Annotated in this window: 24 protein-coding genes; 19 read left to right on the top strand and 5 right to left on the bottom strand. The window is 65.9% G+C overall.

Features of this window, described 5'->3' with window-relative positions:
• The first annotated feature begins 91 nt into the window (after positions 1-91).
• The 8 genes from ACAM52_RS31360 (at position 92) to ACAM52_RS31325 (ending at position 8359) form a co-directional block, all read left to right on the top strand.
• Positions 92-922 carry a helix-turn-helix domain-containing protein gene (locus tag ACAM52_RS31360; RefSeq protein WP_369645464.1) on the top strand — a complete coding sequence of 277 codons (831 nt, stop codon included), beginning with the start codon at positions 92-94 and terminating at the stop codon, positions 920-922.
• Between the two features lie 21 nt (positions 923-943).
• Positions 944-1819, top strand: a complete 876-nt coding sequence (locus ACAM52_RS31355) for a branched-chain amino acid ABC transporter permease (protein WP_070061875.1) — start codon at positions 944-946, stop codon at positions 1817-1819.
• Between the two features lie 7 nt (positions 1820-1826).
• Positions 1827-2903 (top strand): branched-chain amino acid ABC transporter permease, encoded by a 1077-nt coding sequence (locus tag ACAM52_RS31350; RefSeq protein ID WP_062478791.1) that lies wholly within the window; start codon positions 1827-1829, stop codon positions 2901-2903.
• Positions 2900-3718: an ABC transporter ATP-binding protein gene (locus ACAM52_RS31345; protein ID WP_095747054.1), complete on the top strand. Its 819-nt coding sequence runs from the start codon at positions 2900-2902 to the stop codon at positions 3716-3718. Before ACAM52_RS31350 ends, ACAM52_RS31345 begins: the two co-directional genes overlap by 4 nt.
• A 268-nt stretch (positions 3719-3986) precedes the next feature.
• Positions 3987-4760 carry an ABC transporter ATP-binding protein gene (locus ACAM52_RS31340; RefSeq protein WP_056576626.1) on the top strand — a complete coding sequence of 258 codons (774 nt, stop codon included), beginning with the start codon at positions 3987-3989 and terminating at the stop codon, positions 4758-4760.
• An 8-nt stretch (positions 4761-4768) separates the two neighbouring features.
• Positions 4769-6625 (top strand): long-chain fatty acid--CoA ligase, encoded by a 1857-nt coding sequence (locus ACAM52_RS31335; protein ID WP_095747053.1) that lies wholly within the window; start codon positions 4769-4771, stop codon positions 6623-6625.
• A 32-nt stretch (positions 6626-6657) separates the two neighbouring features.
• The gene (locus tag ACAM52_RS31330) at positions 6658-7824 is read left to right on the top strand and encodes an ABC transporter substrate-binding protein (RefSeq protein WP_369645463.1); all 1167 of its coding nucleotides are present in this window, start codon (positions 6658-6660) and stop codon (positions 7822-7824) included.
• Between the two features lie 73 nt (positions 7825-7897).
• Positions 7898-8359: an EVE domain-containing protein gene (locus tag ACAM52_RS31325; RefSeq protein WP_369645462.1), complete on the top strand. Its 462-nt coding sequence runs from the start codon at positions 7898-7900 to the stop codon at positions 8357-8359.
• Positions 8360-8365: 6 nt separating this feature from the next.
• On the opposite strand, the gene ACAM52_RS31320 is transcribed toward ACAM52_RS31325, so the two are convergent.
• Together ACAM52_RS31320 and ACAM52_RS31315 are read right to left on the bottom strand one after the other, a co-directional pair.
• Positions 8366-9019, bottom strand: coding sequence for a MarC family protein (locus ACAM52_RS31320; protein WP_056576614.1), 654 nt, complete (start codon positions 9017-9019; stop codon positions 8366-8368).
• Positions 9020-9022: 3 nt separating this feature from the next.
• Positions 9023-9769, bottom strand: coding sequence for an SDR family oxidoreductase (locus ACAM52_RS31315; RefSeq protein ID WP_307588291.1), 747 nt, complete (start codon positions 9767-9769; stop codon positions 9023-9025).
• Between the two features lie 145 nt (positions 9770-9914).
• Here ACAM52_RS31315 and ACAM52_RS31310 point away from each other — a divergent pair, with 145 nt between their 5' ends.
• Entirely contained in the window at positions 9915-10514 is a 600-nt protein-coding gene (locus ACAM52_RS31310; protein WP_062478772.1) for a 2-hydroxychromene-2-carboxylate isomerase, read from the top strand.
• Between the two features lie 54 nt (positions 10515-10568).
• Positions 10569-11252 carry a dienelactone hydrolase family protein gene (locus ACAM52_RS31305; RefSeq protein ID WP_070061880.1) on the top strand — a complete coding sequence of 228 codons (684 nt, stop codon included), beginning with the start codon at positions 10569-10571 and terminating at the stop codon, positions 11250-11252.
• 49 nt (positions 11253-11301) lie between these two features.
• On the opposite strand, the gene ACAM52_RS31300 is transcribed toward ACAM52_RS31305, so the two are convergent.
• A complete protein-coding gene (locus ACAM52_RS31300; RefSeq protein ID WP_369645461.1) occupies positions 11302-12192 on the bottom strand; it encodes a LysR family transcriptional regulator in 891 nt (296 codons plus the stop codon).
• 287 nt (positions 12193-12479) lie between these two features.
• On the opposite strand from ACAM52_RS31300, the gene ACAM52_RS31295 reads away from it, so the two are divergent.
• On the top strand, positions 12480-12848 hold the full coding sequence (locus tag ACAM52_RS31295) for a hypothetical protein (protein ID WP_062478764.1): 369 nt from the start codon (positions 12480-12482) through the stop codon (positions 12846-12848).
• Between the two features lie 103 nt (positions 12849-12951).
• On the opposite strand, the gene ACAM52_RS31290 is transcribed toward ACAM52_RS31295, so the two are convergent.
• Together ACAM52_RS31290 and hemB are read right to left on the bottom strand one after the other, a co-directional pair.
• On the bottom strand, positions 12952-14094 hold the full coding sequence (locus ACAM52_RS31290; RefSeq protein WP_369645460.1) for a magnesium transporter CorA family protein: 1143 nt from the start codon (positions 14092-14094) through the stop codon (positions 12952-12954).
• A 75-nt stretch (positions 14095-14169) separates the two neighbouring features.
• Entirely contained in the window at positions 14170-15183 is a 1014-nt protein-coding gene (hemB, locus tag ACAM52_RS31285) for a porphobilinogen synthase (protein WP_235944285.1), read from the bottom strand.
• A gap of 337 nt (positions 15184-15520) precedes the next feature.
• On the opposite strand from hemB, the gene ACAM52_RS31280 reads away from it, so the two are divergent.
• From ACAM52_RS31280 to fusA, 8 genes are all read left to right on the top strand, one after another.
• A complete protein-coding gene (locus ACAM52_RS31280; RefSeq protein ID WP_062478845.1) occupies positions 15521-15949 on the top strand; it encodes a CopD family protein in 429 nt (142 codons plus the stop codon).
• 19 nt (positions 15950-15968) lie between these two features.
• The gene (locus ACAM52_RS31275; protein ID WP_159274731.1) at positions 15969-17090 is read left to right on the top strand and encodes a VanZ family protein; all 1122 of its coding nucleotides are present in this window, start codon (positions 15969-15971) and stop codon (positions 17088-17090) included.
• A 9-nt stretch (positions 17091-17099) separates the two neighbouring features.
• Positions 17100-17453 (top strand): ferredoxin, encoded by a 354-nt coding sequence (locus ACAM52_RS31270; protein WP_062478851.1) that lies wholly within the window; start codon positions 17100-17102, stop codon positions 17451-17453.
• 70 nt (positions 17454-17523) lie between these two features.
• Complete coding sequence (locus ACAM52_RS31265; protein ID WP_369645459.1) at positions 17524-18156, top strand: alpha/beta hydrolase; 633 nt, start codon at positions 17524-17526, stop codon at positions 18154-18156.
• A gap of 40 nt (positions 18157-18196) precedes the next feature.
• Complete coding sequence (locus ACAM52_RS31260; RefSeq protein ID WP_070061890.1) at positions 18197-19366, top strand: D-alanyl-D-alanine carboxypeptidase family protein; 1170 nt, start codon at positions 18197-18199, stop codon at positions 19364-19366.
• A 203-nt stretch (positions 19367-19569) separates the two neighbouring features.
• Positions 19570-19947, top strand: a complete 378-nt coding sequence (gene rpsL, locus ACAM52_RS31255) for a 30S ribosomal protein S12 (RefSeq protein ID WP_013543948.1) — start codon at positions 19570-19572, stop codon at positions 19945-19947.
• A gap of 147 nt (positions 19948-20094) precedes the next feature.
• On the top strand, positions 20095-20568 hold the full coding sequence (gene rpsG, locus ACAM52_RS31250; RefSeq protein WP_007829591.1) for a 30S ribosomal protein S7: 474 nt from the start codon (positions 20095-20097) through the stop codon (positions 20566-20568).
• A 97-nt stretch (positions 20569-20665) separates the two neighbouring features.
• Positions 20666-22768, top strand: a complete 2103-nt coding sequence (gene fusA, locus ACAM52_RS31245; RefSeq protein WP_062478855.1) for an elongation factor G — start codon at positions 20666-20668, stop codon at positions 22766-22768.
• Positions 22769-22786: the final 18 nt, after the last annotated feature.

Here is a 22786-nt window from a genome sequence, read left to right as displayed (position 1 = left end):
TGCCGCGCGCAAGGCCCCCGCCGCTACGATCCAGCGAACACGACGCCACCCCCCGGTCGGACGTCGTCGACCGATGCAGGAGACAGACACCATGCAGCGAACCAGGACGTCGACGCCTTCGGGCGGCGATGCACGGCAGGGCGAACGCCTCATGTGGCTCACGCCGCAGCGCGTCTTCTACGCCGGGCTGCTCGGCGCCGCGGCCGAGCGCGCCATGGGCGGGCACGGCGTGTACGTGTCGCCCGCCGGTGCGCCGCCCAACCGCATCCGCATCGGCGGCGGGGCCTGGCAAAGCGGCGAGTTCATCGTGGTGCCGCCGCACGTGCCGCACCAGGTCGAGAGCGCTTGCCCGCTGATCTTCAACCTGCTGATCGAATCGGAGTCGGTCGACCCCGCGCGCATGCCGGCCTTCTTGCAGCACTGCGGCCCGGTCGACGCGCCGGCCTTCGTGCAGCGCATGCGCGAGGTCCATGCCCACCTGCTGGCGGCTTCGGCGCGCGGCATCGACTTCGACGGCTTCGATTTCGACGCGCTGTTCTTCGACGGCCCGCTCGTGCCGCGCCCGCTCGACGCGCGCATCCGCAAGGTGGTCGACATGCTCGTGGCCGACCCGGCCGCGCCCGCCTCGGCGGAAGACTGCGCGGCCTCGGTGCACCTGTCGTTCTCGCGCTTTTTGCACCTGTTCAAGCAGGAGACCGGCATGGCCTTTCGTGGCTTCCGGGCCTGGAAGCGTGCGCGCAGCCTGCTGCGCTACGTGCACCAGAGCGGCACGCTGACCGACATCGCGCTGGACACCGGCTACCCCGACTCCACGCACTTCAGCCATTCGATCCGCCAGGTCTACGGGCTCAAGCCCAGCGACATCGTGGCGGGCTCGCGCCGCCTCGCGCTGCATGACGCGGCCGGCGGGTTCCGGCAGTAACGGCGGGCGGGACGGCATCGCATGCAGATCCTCCAACTCCTGCTCTCGGGCATCGCGCAAGGGTGCATCTACGGCCTCATCGCGCTGGGCTTCGTGCTGATCTACAAGGCCACCGAAACGGTGAGCTTCGCGCAGGGCGACCTGATGATGCTCGGCGCGTTCGGTGCCTTCGCGGGCATGTCGCTGTTCGGCATGCCGTTCTGGCTCGCGGCGCTCCTGGCCGTGGTGGCCATGGCGGCCTTCGGCGTGCTGCTCGAGCTGGTGGTGATCCGCCCGATCCTCGGGCAGCCGCAGTTCTCGATCGTGATGCTGACCATCGGCATCGCCTACGTGGCGCGCGGCCTGATCACCATGGTGCCGGGCATCGGCACCGACACCCACACGCTGGCCGTGCCCTACAAGGACCAGATCTGGAAGCTGGGCGAGCTGGTGGTGAACCTCGAGCAGTTCGTGATCATCGTCGCCACCGCGATCCTGTGCGGCCTGCTGTACGCGATGTTCCGCTACAGCAAGCTGGGCATCGCGATGCAGGCCTCGTCGCAGAACCAGCTCGCGGCCTACTACATGGGCATTCCGGTGAAGCGGCTCAACGGGCTGGTGTGGGGGCTTGCTGCTGCGGTGGCCGCCATCGCCGGCATGCTGCTGGCGCCCATCACCTTCGTGCACGCCAACATGGGCTTCATCGGGCTCAAGGCCTTTCCTGCCGCGGTGGTGGGGGGCTTCGGCAGCCTGCCGGGTGCGATCGTCGGCGGGCTGGTGATCGGCATCGTCGAGTCGTTCGCGGGCTTCTACCTGCCCGACGGTTTCAAGGACACGGCGCCGTACATCGTGGTGCTGCTGATGCTCATGATCAAGCCGAACGGCCTGTTCGGCGAGAAGCTGCGCAAGAAGGTGTAAGTCTCATATGCGCTTCATCTTCAAGACCAGCTACGACCAGGACATCCGCCTCGCGCGGCACGGCGGCCACGTGCTCTGGTACAGCCTGCTCGTGGCCTTCCTGCTCGTCGCACCGTGGGTCATCGACGAGTACTGGCTCGCGCAGCTGACCTTCGTGCTGATCTACGGCATCGTCGGCCTGGGGCTGATGCTGCTGGCGGGCTTCACGGGGCAGTTCTCCATCGGGCACGCGGCGTTCCTGGGAACTGGCGCGTACACGCAGGGCGTGCTGACGAACATGGGCGTGCCGTTCCCGCTCGCGCTGCTCGCATCGGCCGCGCTGTCGGCGGCGGTGGGCGTGGTGGTGGCGATGCCGGCGCTGCGCGTGAAGGGCATCTACCTGGGCATCGCGACGCTGTCGTTCGGCTTCATCGTCGAGGAGGTGTTCGCGCGTTGGGAAAGCGTGACGGGCGGCAACGCGGGCCTGCATGTGAAGTCGCCGCAGCTGTTCGGCTGGTCACTGGGCTCGGGCGAGGGCTTCTACTTTCTGTGCCTGGTGGTCGCGGTGGTGTCCACGCTGGGCATCCTGAACCTGCTGCGCTCGCCGACGGGGCGTGCCTTCGTCGCCATCCGCGATTCGGAGATTTCGGCGCAGAGCATGGGCATCCACCTGGCGCGCTACAAGACGATGTCGTTCGCGATTTCGGCCGCGCTCGCGGGTCTGGGCGGCGCGCTGTACGCGCACAAACTGAGCTTCATCTCGCCGGACCAGTTCAACATCCTGCAGTCGATCGACCTGCTGCTGATGGTGGTGATCGGCGGGCTGGGCTCGGTGCACGGCGCGTTCCTCGGTGCGATCTTCCTGATCGCGATGCCGCAGCTGATCTCGATGGGCAAGGACTGGCTGCCAGCGGTGGTCGGGCAGGCGCCCGGCCTGCAGGGGCTGGTGTACGGGCTGGTGCTGATCGCCTTCGTGCTGTTCGAGCCGCTGGGGCTGTACGGGCGCTGGCTCAAGATCCGCACCTGGCTGCAGCTCTTCCCGTTCTACCGCAAGGGGCTGTTCAAGCGGCAGAAGTCGTTCACCAAATCGGATCGGCTGAGATGAGCAACGACGTCCTTCTTTCCGCGAAAGACCTGAGCGTGCGCTTCGGCGGCGTGCTGGCGGTCAACAAGGTGAGCTTCGATGTGCGGCGCGGCGAGGTGTTCACGCTCATCGGCCCGAATGGCGCGGGCAAGACGACGGTGTTCAACCTGATCAGCCGCATCTACACGCCGACCACGGGCGAGATCACCTGGCATGGCGAGGCGGGCGGGGCGATCGCGCTCACGCAGCAGGCGCCGCATGCGATTGCCGCGCTGGGCATTGCGCGCACCTTCCAGAACATCGAGCTGTTCGAGCATGCGACGGTGCTGCACAACCTGCTGATCGGGCGTCACACGCACCGGCAGACGGGGTTCTGGAGCGAGGTGTTCTTCACGCCGGCCACGCGCCGCGCCGAGATCGCGGCGCGCGAGAAGGCGGAGCAGGTGATCGACCTGCTCGACCTGCAGCACTACCGCGACTCGATGGTGGCGGGGCTGCCTTATGGCGTGCGCAAGGTGGTGGAGCTGGCGCGCGCGCTGTGCACCGAGCCGAAGCTGCTGCTGCTCGACGAGCCTTCTTCGGGGCTCAATGTCGAGGAGACGGCAGACATGGCGTTCTGGATTCAGGACATCCAGCATGAGCTGGGGGTGTCAGTGCTGATGGTCGAGCACGACATGTCGCTGGTTTCCAAGGTGTCGGATCGCGTGCTTGCCATGAACCAGGGCGAGGTGCTGGCTACCGGGTCGCCGCGCGAGGTGCAGGCGGATTCGCGGGTCATCGAGGCTTACCTTGGGACTGTGGATGACGTGAGCAGTTTGCGGAGGGTAGTGGCGTGACTTGCTTCTTCGTTACCCCTTTGGAGACGCCCGGTGCGCGGTACGGCGCGGTCGCCCCCACTGTGCCGGCCGCTTCGCGGCTCCCCTGCGGTGCTCGCGTTTCGCGGGGTCTCGCAGAACTCGCTTCGCTCAAACAGCTGCGAGCCCTGATCCGCGAAACGCTGCGCTCCTCGGCGGCACAGAGGGGGCGCCCACGCCGCACCGCACACCGGGCTTCGTCGTGGCGTGATGGCTCTGGATGTTCCGCCTTGAATCAGGGAGCAGTGGCATGAGCGACGTCGTGCTTCAACTGCTCAACGTCGAGAGCGCCTATGGCCCGATCAAGGCCATCCGCGGCGTGAGCCTGAAGGTGCGCAAGGGCGAGATCGCGACGGTGCTCGGCTCCAACGGCGCGGGCAAGACGACGATCCTCAAGACCATCTCGGGGATCATCGATCCGCGCAAGGGCAGCATCGAGTTCCAGGGGCAGGACATCACGGCGAAAGACCCGGCCTTCATCGTGCAGCAGGGGCTGAGCCACGTGCCCGAAGGGCGCGAGGTGTTCCCGCTGCTGTCGGTGAAGGACAACCTGCTGATGGGCGCCTACACGCGCAAGGACCGCGACGGCGTGGCGCGGGACATCGAGACCGTCTTTACTTACTTCCCGATCCTGCGCGAGCGCGCCACGCAGGACGCCGGCCTGCTCTCGGGCGGCCAGCAGCAGATGCTGGCGATCTCGCGCGCCATCATGGCGGCGCCGCACCTCATTCTTCTGGACGAACCCAGCCTGGGCCTGAGCCCCAAGCTCACCAAGGAGATCTTCGAGATCGTGGTGCGCATCAACCGCGAGCGCGGCACCACCATCCTGCTGGTGGAGCAGAACGCAAACATGGCGCTCAACGCGGCCGACCACGGCTACGTGCTGGAGAACGGCCGCATCGTCATGGAAGACTCGTGCGAGCGCCTGCGCGAGAAGGACGACATCAAGGAGTTCTACCTGGGTGTCAAGGACGACGGCGTGCGCGGCGAGCGGCGCTGGAAAAAGAAGAAGACCTGGAGGTAGCCGTCGCCATGCAAGGACTCTGGGATCTGCGAACCATCGAACCCGGCCACGACATCCTCGTGCCCGGCGACACGCTCTCGGCCATGTTCTGGAACGCCGTGCGCCAGCGCGGCGACAACATCTGGATGCGGCAGAAGGAGCTGGGCATCTGGCGCAGCTGGAGCTGGCGCCAGACGGCCGAGGCCGTGCGCGAGATCGCGGCCGGGCTGCAGGCCATCGGCTTCACGCGCGGCGAGTGCGCGTCCATTCTTTCGAACACCGTCATCGAATGGGTGCTGGCCGACCTGGCCGTGCTCAGCTGCGGCGGTGTGTCCAACGGCATCTACCCGACCGACGCCGCCTCGCAGGTGCAGTACCTGTGCGAAGACTCGCGCACCACGGTGCTCTTCGTGGAAGACGACGAGCAGCTCGACAAGGCGCTCGAGGTGCGCGCCCGCCTGCCCGGCCTGCGCCGCGTGGTCGTGTTCGACATGGAAGGCCTGCGCGAGCTCGACGATCCGGGCGTGATGAGCCTCGATGCGCTGCGCGCCCTCGGCCGCACGCACCTGGCGGGCGACCCGCAGGCGGTGGAGCGCAGCGTGGCGGCCTGCCGGCCCGAAGACCTGGCGATTCTGGTCTACACCTCGGGCACCACCGGCAAGCCCAAGGGCGCCATGCACAGCCACGCGGGGCTGGTGTACACCGCGCGCGGCTACAACACGCTCATCGCGCAGGACGAGAAGGACGAGCGCATGTGCTTCCTGCCGCTGTGCCACATCGCCGAGCGCATGGGCGGCGAGTACTTCGCGATGTACACCGGCTCGATCCTCAACTTCGTCGAGAACCCCGAGACGGTGCCCGAGAACGTGCGCGAGATTGCGCCCACGGTGTTCACGGGCGTGCCGCGTGTGTGGGAGAAGTTCTACTCGGGCGTGATGATCGCGCTGAAGGAGGCCAGCCCGCTGCAGCAGGCGGCCTACCACTGGAGCATCGGCGTGGGCGAGACCATCGCCAACAGGGTGCTCGCGGGGCAGGAGATCGGCACGGGGCTGCGCCTGAAGTTCCGGCTGGCGCGGCTGCTGGCGCTGGACAACGCGCGCAAGCTCATCGGCATCCACCGCGCGCGCTTTCTCGTGACCGGCGCGGCGCCCATTTCGCCCGAGCTGGTCAAGTGGTACCTCGCGCTGGGCGTGCCCATGCTCGAGGTGTGGGGCATGACGGAGTCGTGCGGCGCCTCCACCGCCGTGCCCGTCACCCGCATCAAGCCCGGCTCCATCGGCCCGGCCACGGGCTACAACGAGGTGCGCATCGATCCGGCCACCAGCGAGATCCTGGTGCGCGGCCCCAATGTCTTCATGGGCTATTTGAATCTGCCGGAGAAGACCGCCGAGACCATCGACGCCGACGGCTGGCTGCACACGGGCGACGTGGGCGTGATGGACGAGGACGGGTATTTCCGCATCACCGACCGGATGAAAGACATCATCATCACGGCAGGCGGCAAGAACGTGACCCCGAGCGAGCTGGAGAACGAGCTCAAGTTCAGCCTCTACATCACCGATGCCGTGGTGATCGGCGACAAGAGGCCCTACCTCACGGTGATCGTCATGATCGACCAGGAGAACGTCGAGAAATTCGCGCAGGACCACGACGTGCCGTTCAGCAACTACGAGAGCCTGACACGCACGCAGGAAGTGCAGGACCTGATCCAGGGCGAGATCGATCGCGTCAACGCCAAGTTCGCGCGCGTCGAGCAGATCAAGAAGTTCTTCCTGCTCGAGACGCAACTGAGTGCCGAGGACGAGGAGCTCACGCCGACGATGAAGCTCAAGCGCAAGCTGGTGCAGACCAAGTACGCGCAGCGCATCGACGCCATGTACCGCTGACCTCTTTTTTGCCAACCCGAGGAGACAACGCTATGACGAAGCTCAAGACATTGACGACGCTGGCCGTGGGGGTCCTGATCGCGACGCTGGCGTCCGCGCAGCAGCAGGGCGTGAGCAAGGACGAGATCCGCATCGGCACGATCCAGGACCTGTCGGGTCCGCTGGCGGGCTTCGGCAAGCAGGCGCGCAACGGCATGCAGCTGCGCGTGGACGAGCTCAACGAGCAGGGCACGCTCAACGGCCGCAAGCTCAAGCTCTTCGTCGAAGACTCGGGCTACGACCCGAAGAAGGCGGTGCTGGCGGCGCAGAAGCTGGTCAACCAGGAAAAGATCTTCATCATGGCCGGCCACATCGGCACGGCACAGAACATGGCGGCGATGCCGGTGCAGTTCGACAAGAACGTCGTCAACTACATGCCCATCACGGCGGCGCGCGAAATGTACGAGCCGCTGAACCGGCTGAAGTATTCGTTCGCGGCCACCTACTACGACCAGATCCGCCTGGCGCTGCCCAAGATGATCAAGGACAAGGGTGCCAAGAAGGTCTGCACGATCTACCAGGACGACGAGTTCGGCCTCGAAGTGCAGCGCGGCGCCGAGGCTGGCCTGAAGGCCGCGGGCATGGAGCTGGCCGAGAAGACCTCGTTCAAGCGCGGCGCCACCGACTTCAGCTCGCAGGTCGCGAAGATGAAGGCCGCCAACTGCGACCTCGTGGTGCTCGGCACCATCATCCGCGAGACCATCGGCACGGTGGGCGAGTCGCGCAAGACCGGCTTCAACCCGACCTTCCTGGGTTCGAGCGCCGCCTACACCGACCTGATCCACAAGCTGGGCGGCAAGGCCATGGACGGCGTCTACGCCACCATGACGGTGCAGAACCCCTACACCGACGAGCAGTCGCAGCCGCTGCGCTTCTGGGCCAACAAGTACAAGACCAAGTTCAACGAAGACCCGACCGTGTTCTCGGTGTACGGCTACGTGATCATCGACTCGTTCATCAAGGCCGCCACCAAGGCCGGCCCGAACCTGACGACCGACAGCTTCATCAAGGCGATGGACAGCATCACCTTCGAGCCCGACATGTTCGGCAGCCCGAAGAGCACCTACACCGCCACCAAGCGCCTGGGCAACGACCAGTCGCGGCTGTCGCAGATCAAGGACGGCAAGTGGGTCGTCGTCTCTGACTACGTGACGCCGTAAGCCAGCGCCGCCCCGGTACCGTGCCGGGGCGAGCGGCTATATTCCGCGAAATCCCCTTCGCGAGACTGCCGCCATGCCCCAGTACTGGTTGATGAAATCCGAGCCCGACGAGGTCTCGATCGACGATGCCCTCGCCGCGCCCGACGCCACCGTGGCGTGGACCGGCGTGCGCAACTACCAGGCGCGCAACTTCATGCGCGACGGCATGAAGGTCGGCGACGGCGTGCTGTTCTATCACTCGAGCTGCCCCGAGCCCGGCATCGCCGGCATCGCGCGCGTGGCCTCGGGCATCCAACCCGATCCGACGCAGTTCGACCCGAAGTCGCCGTACTACGACGCCGGCGCGAAGCCGGACGATCCGCGCTGGTTGCTGGTCGACGTGCAGGCGCTGCGCAAGACGCGGCTGCTGTCGCTGCCCGAGTTGCGTGCCAGGCCCGAGCTGGCCGACCTGGTCATCCTGCGCAAGGGCAACCGGCTGTCGATCACGCCGGTGGAGCCGGCGCACTGGAAGGTCATCGAGAAGATGCTGGCCTGAACTTGTTCAGGCGACTTTCGACAGGATCGGGAACAGCTTGCCGAGTCCGTCGGCCATCACCTCGACCGCGAGCGCCGCGAGGATCAGGCCCATCAGCCGCGTCATGATGTTGATGCCGGTCTTGCCGAGCACCCGCGCGATCGGCTGCGCGAGCGAAAAGGCCAGCGCGGTCGCCAGCGCTACGACCACGCCATAGCCGACCAGCAGCCCCAGCTCCCACAGGTGCTGTGTCTTGTCGGCGTAGATCACCACGGTGGAGATCGCGGCCGGGCCGGTGAGCAGCGGAATGGTGAGCGGCACCACCGCGATGGAGGCGCCCATCGACGCCTTCACTTCCACCGCGCGCAGCTCGTCGACGTTGGTCTTGCTCTCGGCCGGTTGCGCGTTGAGCATCGAGATCGAGCTCATGAGCAGCAGCAGGCCGCCGCCGACCTGGAAGCTCGCGATCGAGATGCCGAAGAAGGACAGCAGCTGCAGCCCGATGAGCGCGCTCACGGCAATGACCACGAAGGCGCTGAACGCCGACATGCGCACCGTGCGCTTGCGCTGGGCGTCGGAGTAGTCCTGCGTGTAGTGGATGAAGAAGGGCACGATGGCCAGCGGGTTGACGATGGCCACCAGCGTGACCAGCGGCTTGATGAGGTCCATGGAAGTGCTCATGGCTCAGCGTCCTCCGGTCACGTCGAGCAGGGCCATGGTCGTGTAGCTGGCCTCGGGCGAGAGCAGCCACAGGACGGCACCGGCAATTTCTTCGGCGGTGCCGCTGCGCTTCATCGGCACGCCTGGGCCCATCTCGGCGGCGCGGCCAGGCTGGCCGCCGGAGGCGTGGATGTCGGTGTCGATCACGCCGGGGCGCACCGCGTTCACGCGGATGCCTTCGTCGGCCACTTCCTTGGCCAGGCCGATGGTGAAGGTGTCGATGGCTGCCTTGCTGGCCGCGTAGTCGACGTACTGGCCGGGCGAGCCGATGCGCGCGGCGCCGCTGGAGATGTTGACGATGGCGCCGCCTTCGCCGCCGTGCTTCGTGCTCATGCGCTTCACCGCCTCGCGCGCGCAGACGAAGCTGCCGATCACGTTGATGCGGAACATGCGCTCCAGCCGCGCCACGCTCATCTCGTCGACGCGCGCCTGCACGTCGACCACGCCGGCGTTGTTCACGAGCGCGGTGAGGCGCCCGAGCTTGGCGTCGACCTTCGCGAACATCGCGAGCACCTGGGCCTCGTCGCCCACGTCGGCCTGCACCGCCATGGCGGTGCCGCCGCCCGCGCGGATGGTGCGCACCACCTCGTCGGCGGCCAGCGAGTTGCTGGCGTAGTTCACGGCCACGGCGTAGCCGCGCTTCGCGGCGAGCAAGGCCGTGGCGGCACCAATGCCGCGCCCACCGCCGGTGATCAAGAGCACCTGGTCCAAATCCCACCTCCTGCAGAGAAACTGTGCGTCAGTTAAAACCGACGGCCTGGATTACATCACCGAGGGCTGGCGCATGAGCACGAGCATGAGCACCGCGCCGCCCCAAGCCAGCTCGCACCGCAGTGCGCAGCACGGAGGTTACTGAATGCACAAGACCATCGACTATTACTTTGCGCCACAGAGCCCGTGGACCTATCTGGGGCATACCCGCTTTGCCGCCATCGCCGCGGCCGCCGGTGCCACCGTGCGCGTGCGGCCCATCGACATGGGCAGCGTGTTCCCGGTGTCGGGCGGCCTGCCGCTGGGCAAGCGCGCACCGCAGCGCCAGGCCTACCGGCTGCTCGAGCTGGCGCGCTTCTCGAAGCACCTGGGCCTGCCGTTGAACCCGAAGCCGAAGTTCTTTCCGGTGGCCGGCGACGATGCGGCGCGGCTGATCATCGCGGTCGACATGCACGACGGCACCGAGGCCGCGATGCGCATCAGCGCCGCGGTGTTCGCGGCCGTGTGGGTGCAGGAGCGGAACATCGGCGACCCGAACCTGCTCGAAGCCCTGGTCGCGGAATGCGGCCTGCCGGCCAAGCGCGCCGAGCAATCGCAGAGCCAGGCGGTGCAGGAGCGTTACGAGGCTTACACGCAGGAAGCGATCGACATCCAGGTGTTCGGCGCGCCGAGCTACGTGATCGACGGCGAGATCTTCTGGGGCCAGGACCGGCTCGATTTCGTCGAGCGGGCGCTGCGCGCGTAACGGCGCAAGCCGACCCGCTTTTTCTTTTTCATTCCATCGTTTCAGGAGAACCCCATGGGCCAATTCATCGACCTCACCGCCAAGGATGGCTTCACCTTTCCCGCCTACGTGGCCGAGCCCGCGGGCACGCCGCGCGGCGCCGTGGTGGTGGTGCCGGAAATCTTCGGCGTGAACTCGCACATCCGCTCGGTGGCTGACGGCTATGCGGCCGACGGCTACCTGGCCGTGGCGCCGTCGACCTTCCACCGCGTCAAGCCCGGCGTCGAGCTGGGCTACAGCGACGACGACATGAAGACAGGCTTCGGCTACAAGACCGCGGTCGAGGCGCTGCCCGCTCCCGGCGTGCTGCAGGACCTCGAAGCCGCGATCGCCTACGCCTCGAAGGCGGGCAAGGTCGGCATCGTCGGTTACTGCTGGGGCGGCCTGCTGGTCTGGCGCGCAGCGGCCCTGCTGCCGGGCCTGGCCGCTGCCGCACCTTATTACGGTGGCGGCATGACGACGCCGGAAGAAAGCGCACGCCAGCCGAAGGTGCCGGTGCTCGCGCAGTTCGGCAACCGCGACCACTGGATTCCGCTGGACACCATCGAGGCCTTCAAGAAGGCGCACCCCGAGGTGGAAGTGCATGTCTACGAAGCCGACCACGGCTTCAACTGCGACCAGCGCGGCTCGTACAACGCCGAGGCGGCGAAGCCGGCGCGTGAACGCGTGCTGGCCTTCTTTGCCAAGCACGTCGGCTGATCCGGCACGTCCCAAGAAAAAAGCCCGGCAGTGCCGGGCTTTTTCATTTCTATTTCTTGGCGCCGACCCGCGTCTGCAGGAAGTCGAGCAGCGCGCGCAGCGCCGCGCTGTTGTGGCGCCGTTGCAGGTAGGCGGCCGACAGCCACATGTCCTTGCGCGCATAGCCTTCGAGCACCGGCACCAGCTCGCCGCTGTCGATGTGCGACTGCACGAGCAGCGAGGGCAGGTAGATCACGCCGAAGCCGCGCATCGCGACGCGGATCAGCGGCGCGCCTTCGGTGCAGTCCATGCGGCTCTTGACTTGCACGTCCAGCGGCAGGCCGTTGTCATCGAAGCGCCACGCGGGCTGCGTGCCCAGCAGCGAATGGGTCAGCGCCTCGTGATGGGCGAGTTCCTGCGGGTGCGCGGGCTTGCCGTGCTTCTTCCAGTAGACCGGCGAGGCGCAGACCACCATGTGGATGAGCCGCAGCTTGCGCACGATGAGGTTGGCGTCTTCCACCGGGCCGCTGCGGATGTCGACGTCGATGCCTTCCTCGGCGAGGTCGACGGTGCGGTTGGTCAGCTGCAGGCTGATGCTCACGTCGGGGTAGTGGCGCATGAAGTCGGCCAGCAGGTCGGGAAACTCGCCGTTGCCCATGCCGTGCGGCGCCGAGATGCGCAGCCGGCCACCGGGCTGGCTGGCGCGCTCCTGCAGTTCGGCCTGGGTGAGCTCGACCATCTCGAGCATCGGCGTGCTGCGTTCGAGCAGCAGCTGGCCGGCGTCGGTGAGGCTGACGGAACGCGTGGAGCGGTTGAGCAGGCGCACGCCGAAGCGGGTCTCGAGTTCGGCGACGTACTTGCTGACCGTGGCCTTCGACATGTCGAGCCGCTTGGCGGCCTGGGAGAAGCTGCCGTGCGAGGCGACTTCCCGGAAGGTTTTGATCAGATCGAGACTGTCCATGTCAGTGAAACCCGTTGTTTTTCGCGAGGGAGCGCGGTGTGCCGATTCTCGGGGGTTTTGCCGGATAGGACCGGCGCGGGGTTCTGGTGTAAGCCGGAAGCAGTCAGACGCCTTGTGCCCGGTTTTTTTGCGTGCACGACTTTGTTGACTGATTGTTTCGCTACAGGAAACACCGTGTCTCTGAACCGAGTGTTTTCCCGAAGGAATTCCGGCTGACACTCGCCGCACAGGCGAGCCAACGTGCAAGCCTGGTGGACATCCCATCTAGCCGAACACAAGGAACAGACATGAAGACCTCGCACATTTTCGCAGCCGCCGCCCTGACCCTCCTGGCCGCCACCGGCGCCCAAGCCGAGACGTACCAAGGCGTGACCCAAGTGATCTCGTCCAAGAGCCGCGACGAAGTCAACGCCGAAGCCCAGCGCACCGCCGCAGCCCCGAACCAGAACGTCGTGCGCGGTTCGCGCGGCGCGGAAACCGTGGCCGTGTCGAAGGACCGTTCGATCGTCGAAGCCGAAGCCATCCGCACGGCCTACGCTCCCGACCAGAACGTGACCTCGGGTTCGCGCGTCAACAGCAAGGTCATCTCGACCATGGTGAACCCGATGGACGCACGCGTTCAAGCCCAGCAAGGTTCGGGCGCCGTCGCCAAGTAATTGGCCGCGAAGCCAGCCGCCTTCCGGGGCGGCCCGAGCTGACATCAAAAAGCCACGCATCTGCGTGGCTTTTTTCATGGGCGCTTGGGAGCGTGGAGGGCGTTCAGCGCGTGCGGGCGAGGTAGCGCTTGCGCCAGAAGATCAGGACCAGCAGCACTGCGATGACCAGCATCGCCGACATCGCGATCCAGAAGCCGTCCGCCTTGTGCACCAGCGGGATGAACTCGAAGTTCATGCCGAAGATGCCGGCGATGAGGTTCAGCGGCAGGAAGATGGCGGTGAGCACGGTCAGCACCCGCATGATGTCGTTGGCCCGGTGGCCCTGGACGCTGAAGTGCATCTGCACGGCCGTCTCGGCGTTCTGCTCGAGCCGGTGCACGTGGTGCACCACGCGCTGGATGTGCTCCAGCACGTCGCGGCTGCGCACCATGATCAGGTCGCGCTCGCGCTGCGCGGTCTCGCCCTGCGGCATGGGCAGGGTTTCGAGCGAATCGATCCAGTCCTGCATGGCGGCGCGCTGGTCTTCGCAGATCTCGTCCAGCCGGTGCAGCGACTGGCGCGCCTCCATCAGTGCGCTCCAGTTGGTGAAGCGGCTGCGCGGGTCGATGAGCTCGGTCTGCCAGTGGTCGAGCTGCTTCGTGAGCTCGCGCCGCATGTCGAGGTAGCCGTCGACGATCAGGTTGACGATGCGCAGCATCAGGTCGGCGGGGCTCGCCGGCAGGCGGGCCGAGGTGGCACGCACGTCGAGCGCCGGCGTGCCGCGGTCGTCGGACGAGGCGGCCGCCAGCAGCCGGGCGGCGAAGGCGTCGCGCACCGTGCCGTCCTCGGGGTGCACCGAGAGCAGCACGCGGTCGAACACCGCGAAGCCGACCGGGCGGGTGTCGATGCGGCGCAGCACCGGCGGGCCGCCGCGCGACGGGCGTTGCGGCAGTGAGGGTGAGGGTTCAGCGCTGTCCTGGCCGTTGCCCGTGGCCAGGCGGCGGAACACCAGCACGTCGTACAGCGAGGTGTAGTCGTAGTGCGAGGGCAGCTGGTCGTTGAGCAGGTCGGCCACGTGCAGGTCGACCAGCTGGGTCTGGCACAGCGTCTGCAGGATCTGCTGCACCTCGGGCTGGGCGGCGCGGAATTCGTCGCGCGTCAGCGAAATCCAGAGGTAGCTGGCGGCGGCGCAGGCGCCCGGCACGGCCAGCGGCGCCAGCGAGGCGTGCTCGCTGACCTGCGAGCGGCTGATTTCGAAGATGCGCATGGACACTCGCCCCCGGTGGTTCTTCTTCCACGCCAGAAGTGCCGTGGAGGTGCGGCAGGCATGCCGCAGTAGCTATTATTTTTGTAGCAACCGGGCGGCGTCAAGCGCGAAGTAGGTCAGCACGCCGTCGGCGCCGGCGCGCTTGAAGGCCAGCAGGCTTTCGAGCACCACGGCGTCGTGGTCGAGCCAGCCGTTCTGGGCCGCGGCCTTCAGCATGGCGTACTCGCCGCTCACCTGGTAGGCGAAGGTCGGCACGCGGAACTCGTCCTTCACGCGACGCACGATGTCCAGGTAGGGCATGCCGGGCTTCACCATGACCATGTCGGCGCCTTCGGCGATGTCGATGGCGACCTCGCGCAGGGCCTCGTCGCTGTTGCCGGGGTCCATCTGGTAGACCTTCTTGTTGCTCTTGCCGAGCGTGGCGGACGAGCCGACGGCGTCGCGGAAGGGGCCGTAGAAGGCGCTGGCGTACTTGGCGCTGTAGGCCATGATGCGCGTGTGGATGTCGCCGCGGGCTTCGAGCGCGGTGCGGATCGCGCCGATGCGGCCGTCCATCATGTCGCTCGGTGCCACAATATCGACGCCAGCTTGCGATTGTGTGAGTGCCTGCTTCACAAGCACTTCAACGGTCGCGTCGTTGAGGATGTAGCCGGTGTCGTCGAGCAGGCCGTCCTGGCCGTGGCTGGTGTAGGGGTCGAGCGCCACGTCGGTCATCACGCCCAGTTCAGGGAAGCGCGCCTTGAGCGCGGCCACCACGCGGGGAATCAGTCCGTCGGGGTTGAAGGCCTCGTCGCCCGCGGGTGTCTTGAGGCTGGCGTCGATCACCGGGAACAGCGCCATCACCGGAATGCCGGCCTGCACGCACTGCTCGGCCACGGGCAGCAGCAGGTCCAGGCTCAGGCGGTCCACGCCGGGCATCGAGGGCACGGCGTCGCGGCGCTTCTCGCCTTCCTGCACGAACACCGGGTAGATCAGGTCGTTCGTCGTCAGCGCATGCTCGCGCACGAGGTTGCGGGTGAAGGCATCGCGGCGCAGCCGTCGCGGGCGGCCGGCGGGGAACATCGCGAGCGGGGAAAATGGTGACGTCATATATCTAAAATTGTGCCTGAAGCGCGAAATCGCAGCCCAGCGCTGCTGGAGGCAAGTTGTCTGACAACTACGGGAATTAATAGAACTTAAGTTCTAGATTTTTGTTGTAAAAGTCAAAGAAACTGCCTCAATCGCTTGAAACCTTGTTTCGTCTTTGTTAAATTCTGAAGCGGGCGGCTTGCCGCTCCCCGCTTTTCCTCCCTGAGCGGGTGCCTTGATGTGTGACAGCAAAAGGGCTTCCCAGCCCGACGTGAAGACGTCGGGCTTTTTTTTGCCCGAAACCTTGGTAAAGGGCCCCGAAGAGGGGTCAGTGTGCAGCCACCACTAAACTGCCGCCATGCTCTGGGTCAAATCTCTTCACATTGTTTTCATTGCCAGCTGGTTTGCCGGGCTGTTCTATCTGCCGCGGATCTTCGTCAATCTGGCGATGGTGCCCCCCGAGTCGGTCGCGGAGCGTGAGCGCCTGCTGCTGATGGCGCGCAAGCTGCTGCGGTTCACGACCTTCCTGGCGGTGCCGGCGCTGGTGTTCGGCGCCTGGCTCTGGCTGGGCTACGGCATCGGGCGCGGCCCCGGCAACGGCTGGATGCACGCCAAGCTCGCCCTGGTGCTGGTGGCCATCGGCTACCACCATGGCTGCGGCGTGCTGCTGCGCCGTTTTGCGGCGGGCGGCAACCGTCGCAGCGACCGCTGGTACCGCTGGTTCAACGAGTTGCCCGTGCTGCTGCTGCTGGGCATCGTGATCCTGGTGGTGGTGAAGCCCTTCTGAGCCCGTGTCGACGGTAGACATGCCGCACAAGTCTGCCGCGCTCCCCCTGGCGCTGGCCTATGCGGCGCTGATCGTCTATGCCAGCCTGTACCCCTTCGCCGACTGGCGTGACCAGGGGATCGCGCCCTGGGCCTACCTGTCGGCGCCCTGGCCCAAGTACTGGACGGGTTTCGACTTCGGGGTGAATGTGGCGGGCTACGTGCCCTTCGGTTTTCTGTGTGCGCTGAGCGTGCTGCGCACGGGCAGCAGTCACAGTGTGTGGCGTGCGCTGTTGCGCGCCACGGTGGCGGGCGCGGCGATTGCCTTTGCCATGGAGACGCTGCAGAGCTATCTGCCGGCGCGCATTCCTTCCAATGTCGACCTGGGGCTGAACACCGCCGGCACGGTGCTCGGCGCGGTGCTGGCCGCGGCGCTGGAGCGGCTCGGTGCGATCGCCCACTGGAGCCGCGTGCGCTCGCAATGGTTCGTCGAGGACGCGCGCGGCGGTCTCGTGCTGCTCGCGCTCTGGCCCTTTGCGCTGCTGTTCCCTGCCGCCGTCACCTTCGGCCTCGGCCAGGTGTTCGAACGGCTGGAGACGACGATTTCCGAGTGGCTGCTCGACACGCCCTTCATCGACTGGCTGCCGGTGCGCCAGTTCGAGCTGGAACCGTTGGTGCCGGCCGTGGAGCTGCTGTGCGTGATGCTCGGCGCGCTGGTGCCGTGCCTGCTGGGCTATCTGGTGGCACGCAACGTGGTGCAGCGCGCGGTGCTGCTGCCGCTCATCCTGCTCGCGGGCGTCGCGGCCTCGGCGCTGTCGGCGGCCATGAGCTATGGCCCCGAGCATGCGTGGGCCTGGCTCGATCTGCCGGTGCAGGTCGGGCTGGCCGCGGCGGTGTTCGCGGGCGTGCTGCTGCTCTTTGCGCCGCGCCGGCTGTGCGGCGCGCTGCTGCTCATGGGGCTCGTGCTCCAGCTGAGCCTGCTGAACCAGGCGCCCGAGAGCGCCTACTTTGCACAGACCCTGGCCACCTGGGAGCAGGGCCGCTTCATCCGCTTCCACGGCCTGGCCCAGTGGCTGGGCTGGGGCTGGCCCTTCGCGGTGCTGGTGTACGTGGTGGCCGCGCTGTCGAGGCGCCGCCCTCGGCCTGAGCACGCACGCTCATAAAATCGGTCGATGCCCAGCACCACTCCCGCCGCGCCGTCCGGCTACTACGGCCGCCACATCTTCTTCTGCCTGAATGAACGCAAGAATGGCGAAGACTCCTGCGCCCTGCACAACGCGCAGGAAGGCTTCGATCGCTGCAAGGCCAAGGTGAAGGAGCAGGGGCTCGCCGGGCCCGGCAAGGTGCGTGTCAACAAGGCCGGCTGCCTCGACCGCTGCGCGGGTGGGCCCGTCGCGGTGGTCTATCCGGAGGCGGTCTGGTACACCTTCGTGGACGCCGAGGACATCGACGAGATCGTCGAGTCGCACCTGAAGAACGGCCAGGTCGTCGAGCGGCTGCTGCTGCCGCCCGACGTCGGCCGCTGAACTTTCCCGCGGACCCCGTGCTCGTACCGTGCACGTTGCCGGCATCGCCGGCCCAGCCAACCCCAGCGCCATGAACTCCCAGACCGAAAAAATCAGCCTCCAGGGCGCCGCGGGCGTGATCGAGGTGCAGCGCGATTTGCCAGCGGGCGACGCGCGCGGCATCGCAGTGATCGCCCATCCGCACCCGCTGTTCGGCGGCACGATGGACAACAAGGTCGTGCAGACCCTGGCCCGCGCCTTCGTGTCCTGCGGCTGGACGGCCGTGCGCTTCAACTTCCGCGGCGTCGGCGCCAGCGAAGGCGCTCACGATGAAGGGCGCGGCGAGCTCGAGGACATGCTGCATGTCGTCGGCCAGCTCGCGCCCGAAGGCCAATTGGCCATTGCCGGCTTTTCCTTCGGTGCCTTCGTGGCCAGCTGCGCGGCCGAGAAGCTCTGGGCCGCACGCGACGTGCGGCAGCTGGTGCTGGTGGGCACGGCCGCCTCGCGCTTCTCGGTGGCCACGCTGCCGGCCGAAGCGCACGAGCGCGCGCTGGTGGTCCATGGCGAAGCCGACGACACCGTGCCTCTCGCCGCCGTGATGGACTGGGCGCGTCCCCAGTCACTCCCTGTCACGGTTATTCCCGGGGGCGGCCATTTCTTTCACGGACAATTGCCGCTGCTCAAAAGCTTGGTCGCCCGCCATCTGCGCGCGGGCACCGAATGAAAGCCTTTCAGGCTTGTTTTCGCCTCTTCCCACACTCTCCATGAATCGTTTTTTCACTGCGCTTCGCGCACTGGTGCTGACCGCTGCTGCCTCGGTTGGCGTGATCGCCGCCGCCCAGATGCCGGCCCCGCCTGAAATCGCTGCGCGCAGCTACCTGCTGCTGGACGTGACCGCGAACCAGATCTTGGCGCAGAAGGACATCGACAGCCCCGTCGAGCCGGCCTCGCTCACCAAGCTGATGACCGCGTACGTCGCGTTCGATGCGCTGCGCGCCAAGAAGATCACGCTGACCCAGACCCTGCCGGTGAGCCCGCGCGCCTGGAAGATGCCCGGTTCGCGCATGTTCATCGACCCCAAGATGCAGGTGCCGGTGGAAGACCTGATCAAGGGCGTGATCGTGCAGTCGGGCAACGACGCCACGGTCGCGTTGGCCGAAGGCGTGGGCGGCACGGTGGAGCACTTCGTCGAGATGATGAACGCCCAGGCCAAGGTGCTGGGCATGAAGAACACCACCTACAAGAACCCCGAAGGCCTCACGGCGCCCGGCCACACGACCACGGCGCGCGACCTGAGCATCCTGGCCACGCGCCTGGTGCGCGACTTCCCCGAGGAAGCCAAGTACTACGCCATCAAGAAGTACCGCTACCCGGGCACCCCGTCCACCAACGACACCAACCGCAACCTGCTGCTGTTCCGCGACCCGACGGTCGACGGCCTGAAGACCGGCCACACCGACGCCGCCGGCTACTGCATGATCGCCACCGCCAAGCGCGACTTCCCGAACCTGACCGGCGGCCGCCGCCTGCTGTCGATCGTGCTGGGTGCCAGCAGCGAAGCCGTGCGCGCCAACGAGTCGCAGAAGTTGCTGAACTGGGGTTACACGGCCTACGACGCCGTGCGCCTGTTCGACGCCGGCCAGCCGGCCGCCACGCCCGCCGTCTGGAAGGGCAAGGCCAATGTGCTGAAGCTGGGCCGCCCCGAGGCCATCGTGGTCGCCGTGCCGACCGGTTCCGCCAGCAAGATCAAGACGCAGGTGTCGCGCCCCGATCCGCTGGTCGCGCCGTTCACCAAGTACCAGGCTGTCGGCTCGCTCAAGGTCACGCTGGACGACCAGCCCCTGGCCGACGTGCCGCTGGTCGCCCTGGAGCCGGTCGAGCAGGCCGGCGTCTTCGGCCGCGCCTGGGACGCCGTGCGTCTCTGGATCAAGTAAGAGGCGGGAAACAAGGGCCTTGAAACAGGTGGTGGCGGGCGCTCCAGGCGCCTGACATTGCCATTTCAGACCTGCCTGCTATACTCGTGGGCTTTTCGGAATTTTCCGAAGGGTTTCACGTTTTCGTTATTCCCGGCTTCCTTGAGTCACGACCAAGGGCGGTTTCACTACCAAAGTCGGGTTGTTTTGGGACTAATTCATTCATGCCAACCATCAATCAACTGGTGCGTCAGGGTCGAACGGTCGAAAAGATCAATTCGAAGAGCCCTGCCATGCAGAACTCGCCGCAACGTCGCGGTGTCTGCACCCGCGTCTACACCACGACGCCCAAGAAGCCCAACTCGGCGCTTCGTAAAGTCGCCAAGGTCCGTCTGACCAATGGCTTCGAAGTCATCTCCTACATCGGCGGCGAAGGCCACAACCTGCAAGAACACAGCGTCGTGCTGGTTCGCGGCGGTCGTGTCAAGGACTTGCCCGGTGTGCGTTACCACATCGTGCGCGGTTCGCTGGACCTGCAAGGCGTGAAAGACCGCAAGCAGTCGCGTTCCAAGTACGGCGCGAAGCGTCCCAAGAAGGCTTAAGCCTTCCTGTCAGAAAACAAGCGGTGTTCGATGGCCTTGGCGGGCTTGTCGAACGAAGTGACCCAATGTCGGGTCGAGTAAGTGAGAGTCCTGACTGGCTCTCGCGGTATCGGAAACGATGCCAACTGAAGCAAAGAGGTTAGAAAAATGCCACGTCGTCGCGAAGTCCCCAAACGTGAAATCCTGCCGGATCCCAAGTACGGCAATGTCGAGCTGTCCAAATTCATGAACGTGATCATGGAAGGCGGCAAGAAGGCTGTTGCCGAGCGCATCATCTACGGTGCCCTCGACTTCATCGAGAAGAAGAACCCGGACAAGGACCCCCTCGAAGCGTTCACCGTTGCCATCAACAACGTGAAGCCGATGGTCGAAGTGAAGTCGCGCCGCGTCGGTGGTGCGAACTACCAGGTGCCGGTCGAAGTCCGCCCTGTCCGTCGCCTCGCCCTGTCGATGCGCTGGATCAAGGAAGCTGCCCGCAAGCGCGGTGAGAAGTCGATGGCCCTGCGTCTGGCCAACGAACTGATGGAAGCCACGGAAGGCCGTGGCGGTGCCATGAAGAAGCGCGACGAAGTGCACCGCATGGCAGAAGCCAATCGCGCCTTCAGCCACTTCCGCTTCTAAAAAACACACGTCTCTTGAGCGTTGGGGGTTGAGTACCGGGCGAAATCGCCCGTGCTCGACGCCCAGCGCTCAACGCATTTAAACCCGAAAGTACATCATGTCCCGCAAGACCCCCATCGAGCGCTACCGCAACATCGGTATCTCCGCGCACATCGACGCCGGCAAGACCACCACCACCGAACGTATCCTGTTCTACACGGGCGTGACCCACAAGCTCGGCGAAGTGCACGATGGCGCGGCAACGACCGACTGGATGGAGCAGGAACAAGAGCGTGGCATCACGATCACCTCGGCTGCCGTGACCTGCTTCTGGAAGGGCATGGACCACTCGCTGCCCGAGCACCGCATCAACATCATCGACACCCCCGGCCACGTGGACTTCACCATTGAAGTCGAGCGCTCGATGCGCGTGCTGGACGGCGCCGTCATGGTGTACGACTCGGTCGGCGGCGTGCAGCCCCAATCGGAAACCGTCTGGCGCCAGGCCAACAAGTACAAGGTGCCGCGTCTGGCGTTCGTCAACAAGATGGACCGCATCGGCGCCAACTTCTTCCGCGTTCGCCAGATGATGGTCGACCGCCTGAAGGCCAACCCCGTGCCGATCGTGATTCCGATCGGTGCCGAAGACAAGTTCCAGGGCGTGGTCGACCTGCGTCTGATGAAGGCGATCTTCTGGGACGAAGCCTCGCAAGGCATGAAGTTCGAAACGCGCGAGATCCCCGCCGAGCTGGTCGAGCTGGCCAAGGAATGGCGCGAGAAGATGGTCGAAAGCGCGGCCGAAGCGTCGGAAGAGCTGATGAACAAGTACCTTGAAGAAGGTGACCTGACGCTCGAGGAAATCACCCACGGTCTGCGCACGCGCACGATCGCCGGCGAAATCCAGCCGATGCTGTGCGGCAGCGCGTTCAAGAACAAGGGCGTGCAGCGCATGCTCGACGCCGTGATCGAACTGATGCCTTCGCCGCTGGACATTCCTCCGGTGCACGGCACGGACGACGACGAGCAAGACGTGACCCGCAAGGCCGACGACGGCGAGAAGTTCTCGGCGCTGGCATTCAAGCTCATGACCGACCCGTACGTCGGCCAGCTGACCTTCGTGCGCGTGTACTCGGGCGTTCTGAGCAAGGGCGACACCGTCTACAACCCGGTCAAGGGCAAGAAAGAACGTATCGGCCGTATCGTGCAGATGCACGCCAACGAACGTCTCGAAATCGAAGAAATCCGTGCCGGCGACATCGCCGCTTGCGTGGGCCTGAAGGACGTCACCACGGGCGAAACCCTGTGCGACCCGAACGCCATGATCACGCTGGAGCGCATGGAATTCCCCGAGCCCGTGATCTCGCAGGCCGTCGAGCCCAAGACCAAGGCCGACCAGGAAAAGATGGGCATCGCCCTGCAGCGCCTGGCTTCGGAAGATCCGTCGTTCCGCGTGCGCACCGACGAAGAATCCGGCCAGACCATCATCTCCGGCATGGGCGAACTGCACCTCGAAATCATCGTGGACCGCATGAAGCGCGAATTCGGCGTGGAAGCCAACGTGGGCAAGCCGCAAGTGGCTTACCGCGAAACGATCCGCAAGACCGTCGAAGAAGCCGAAGGCAAGTTCGTTCGCCAGTCGGGTGGTAAGGGCCAGTACGGTCACGTCATCCTGAAGATCGAGCCGCAGGAAGCCGGCAAGGGCTTCGAGTTCGTCGACGCCATCAAGGGCGGTGTGGTTCCTCGCGAATACATCCCCGCCGTGGAAAAGGGCGTTGTGGAAGCACTGACGCAAGGCGTGCTGGCGGGCTACCCCGTCGTCGACGTCAAGGTCACGCTGCACTTCGGTTCGTACCACGACGTGGACTCGAACGAAATGGCGTTCAAGATGGCCGCGATCTTCGGCTTCAAGGAAGGCGCCCGCAAGGCCAGCCCGGTCATCCTCGAGCCGATGATGGCCGTGGAAGTCGAAACGCCTGAAGACTACGCCGGCAACGTGATGGGCGACCTGTCCAGCCGTCGCGGCATGGTGCAGGGCATGGACGACATGATCGGTGGCGGCAAGCTCATCAAGGCTGAAGTCCCGCTGTCGGAAATGTTCGGCTACTCGACGACGCTGCGCTCGGCCACGCAAGGCCGCGCCACGTACACGATGGAGTTCAAGCACTACGCTGAAGCTCCCCGTAACGTCGCCGAAGCCATCGTGGCCGCTCGCTCGAAGTAAGTTTCCAGAATGTGGGGC

This window comes from Variovorax sp. V118, assembly GCF_041154445.1.
Classification (GTDB): domain Bacteria; phylum Pseudomonadota; class Gammaproteobacteria; order Burkholderiales; family Burkholderiaceae_C; genus Variovorax; species Variovorax boronicumulans.
The sequence above is the reverse complement of the archived record's forward strand: the minus strand, read 5'-3'. Positions and strand labels throughout refer to the sequence as shown.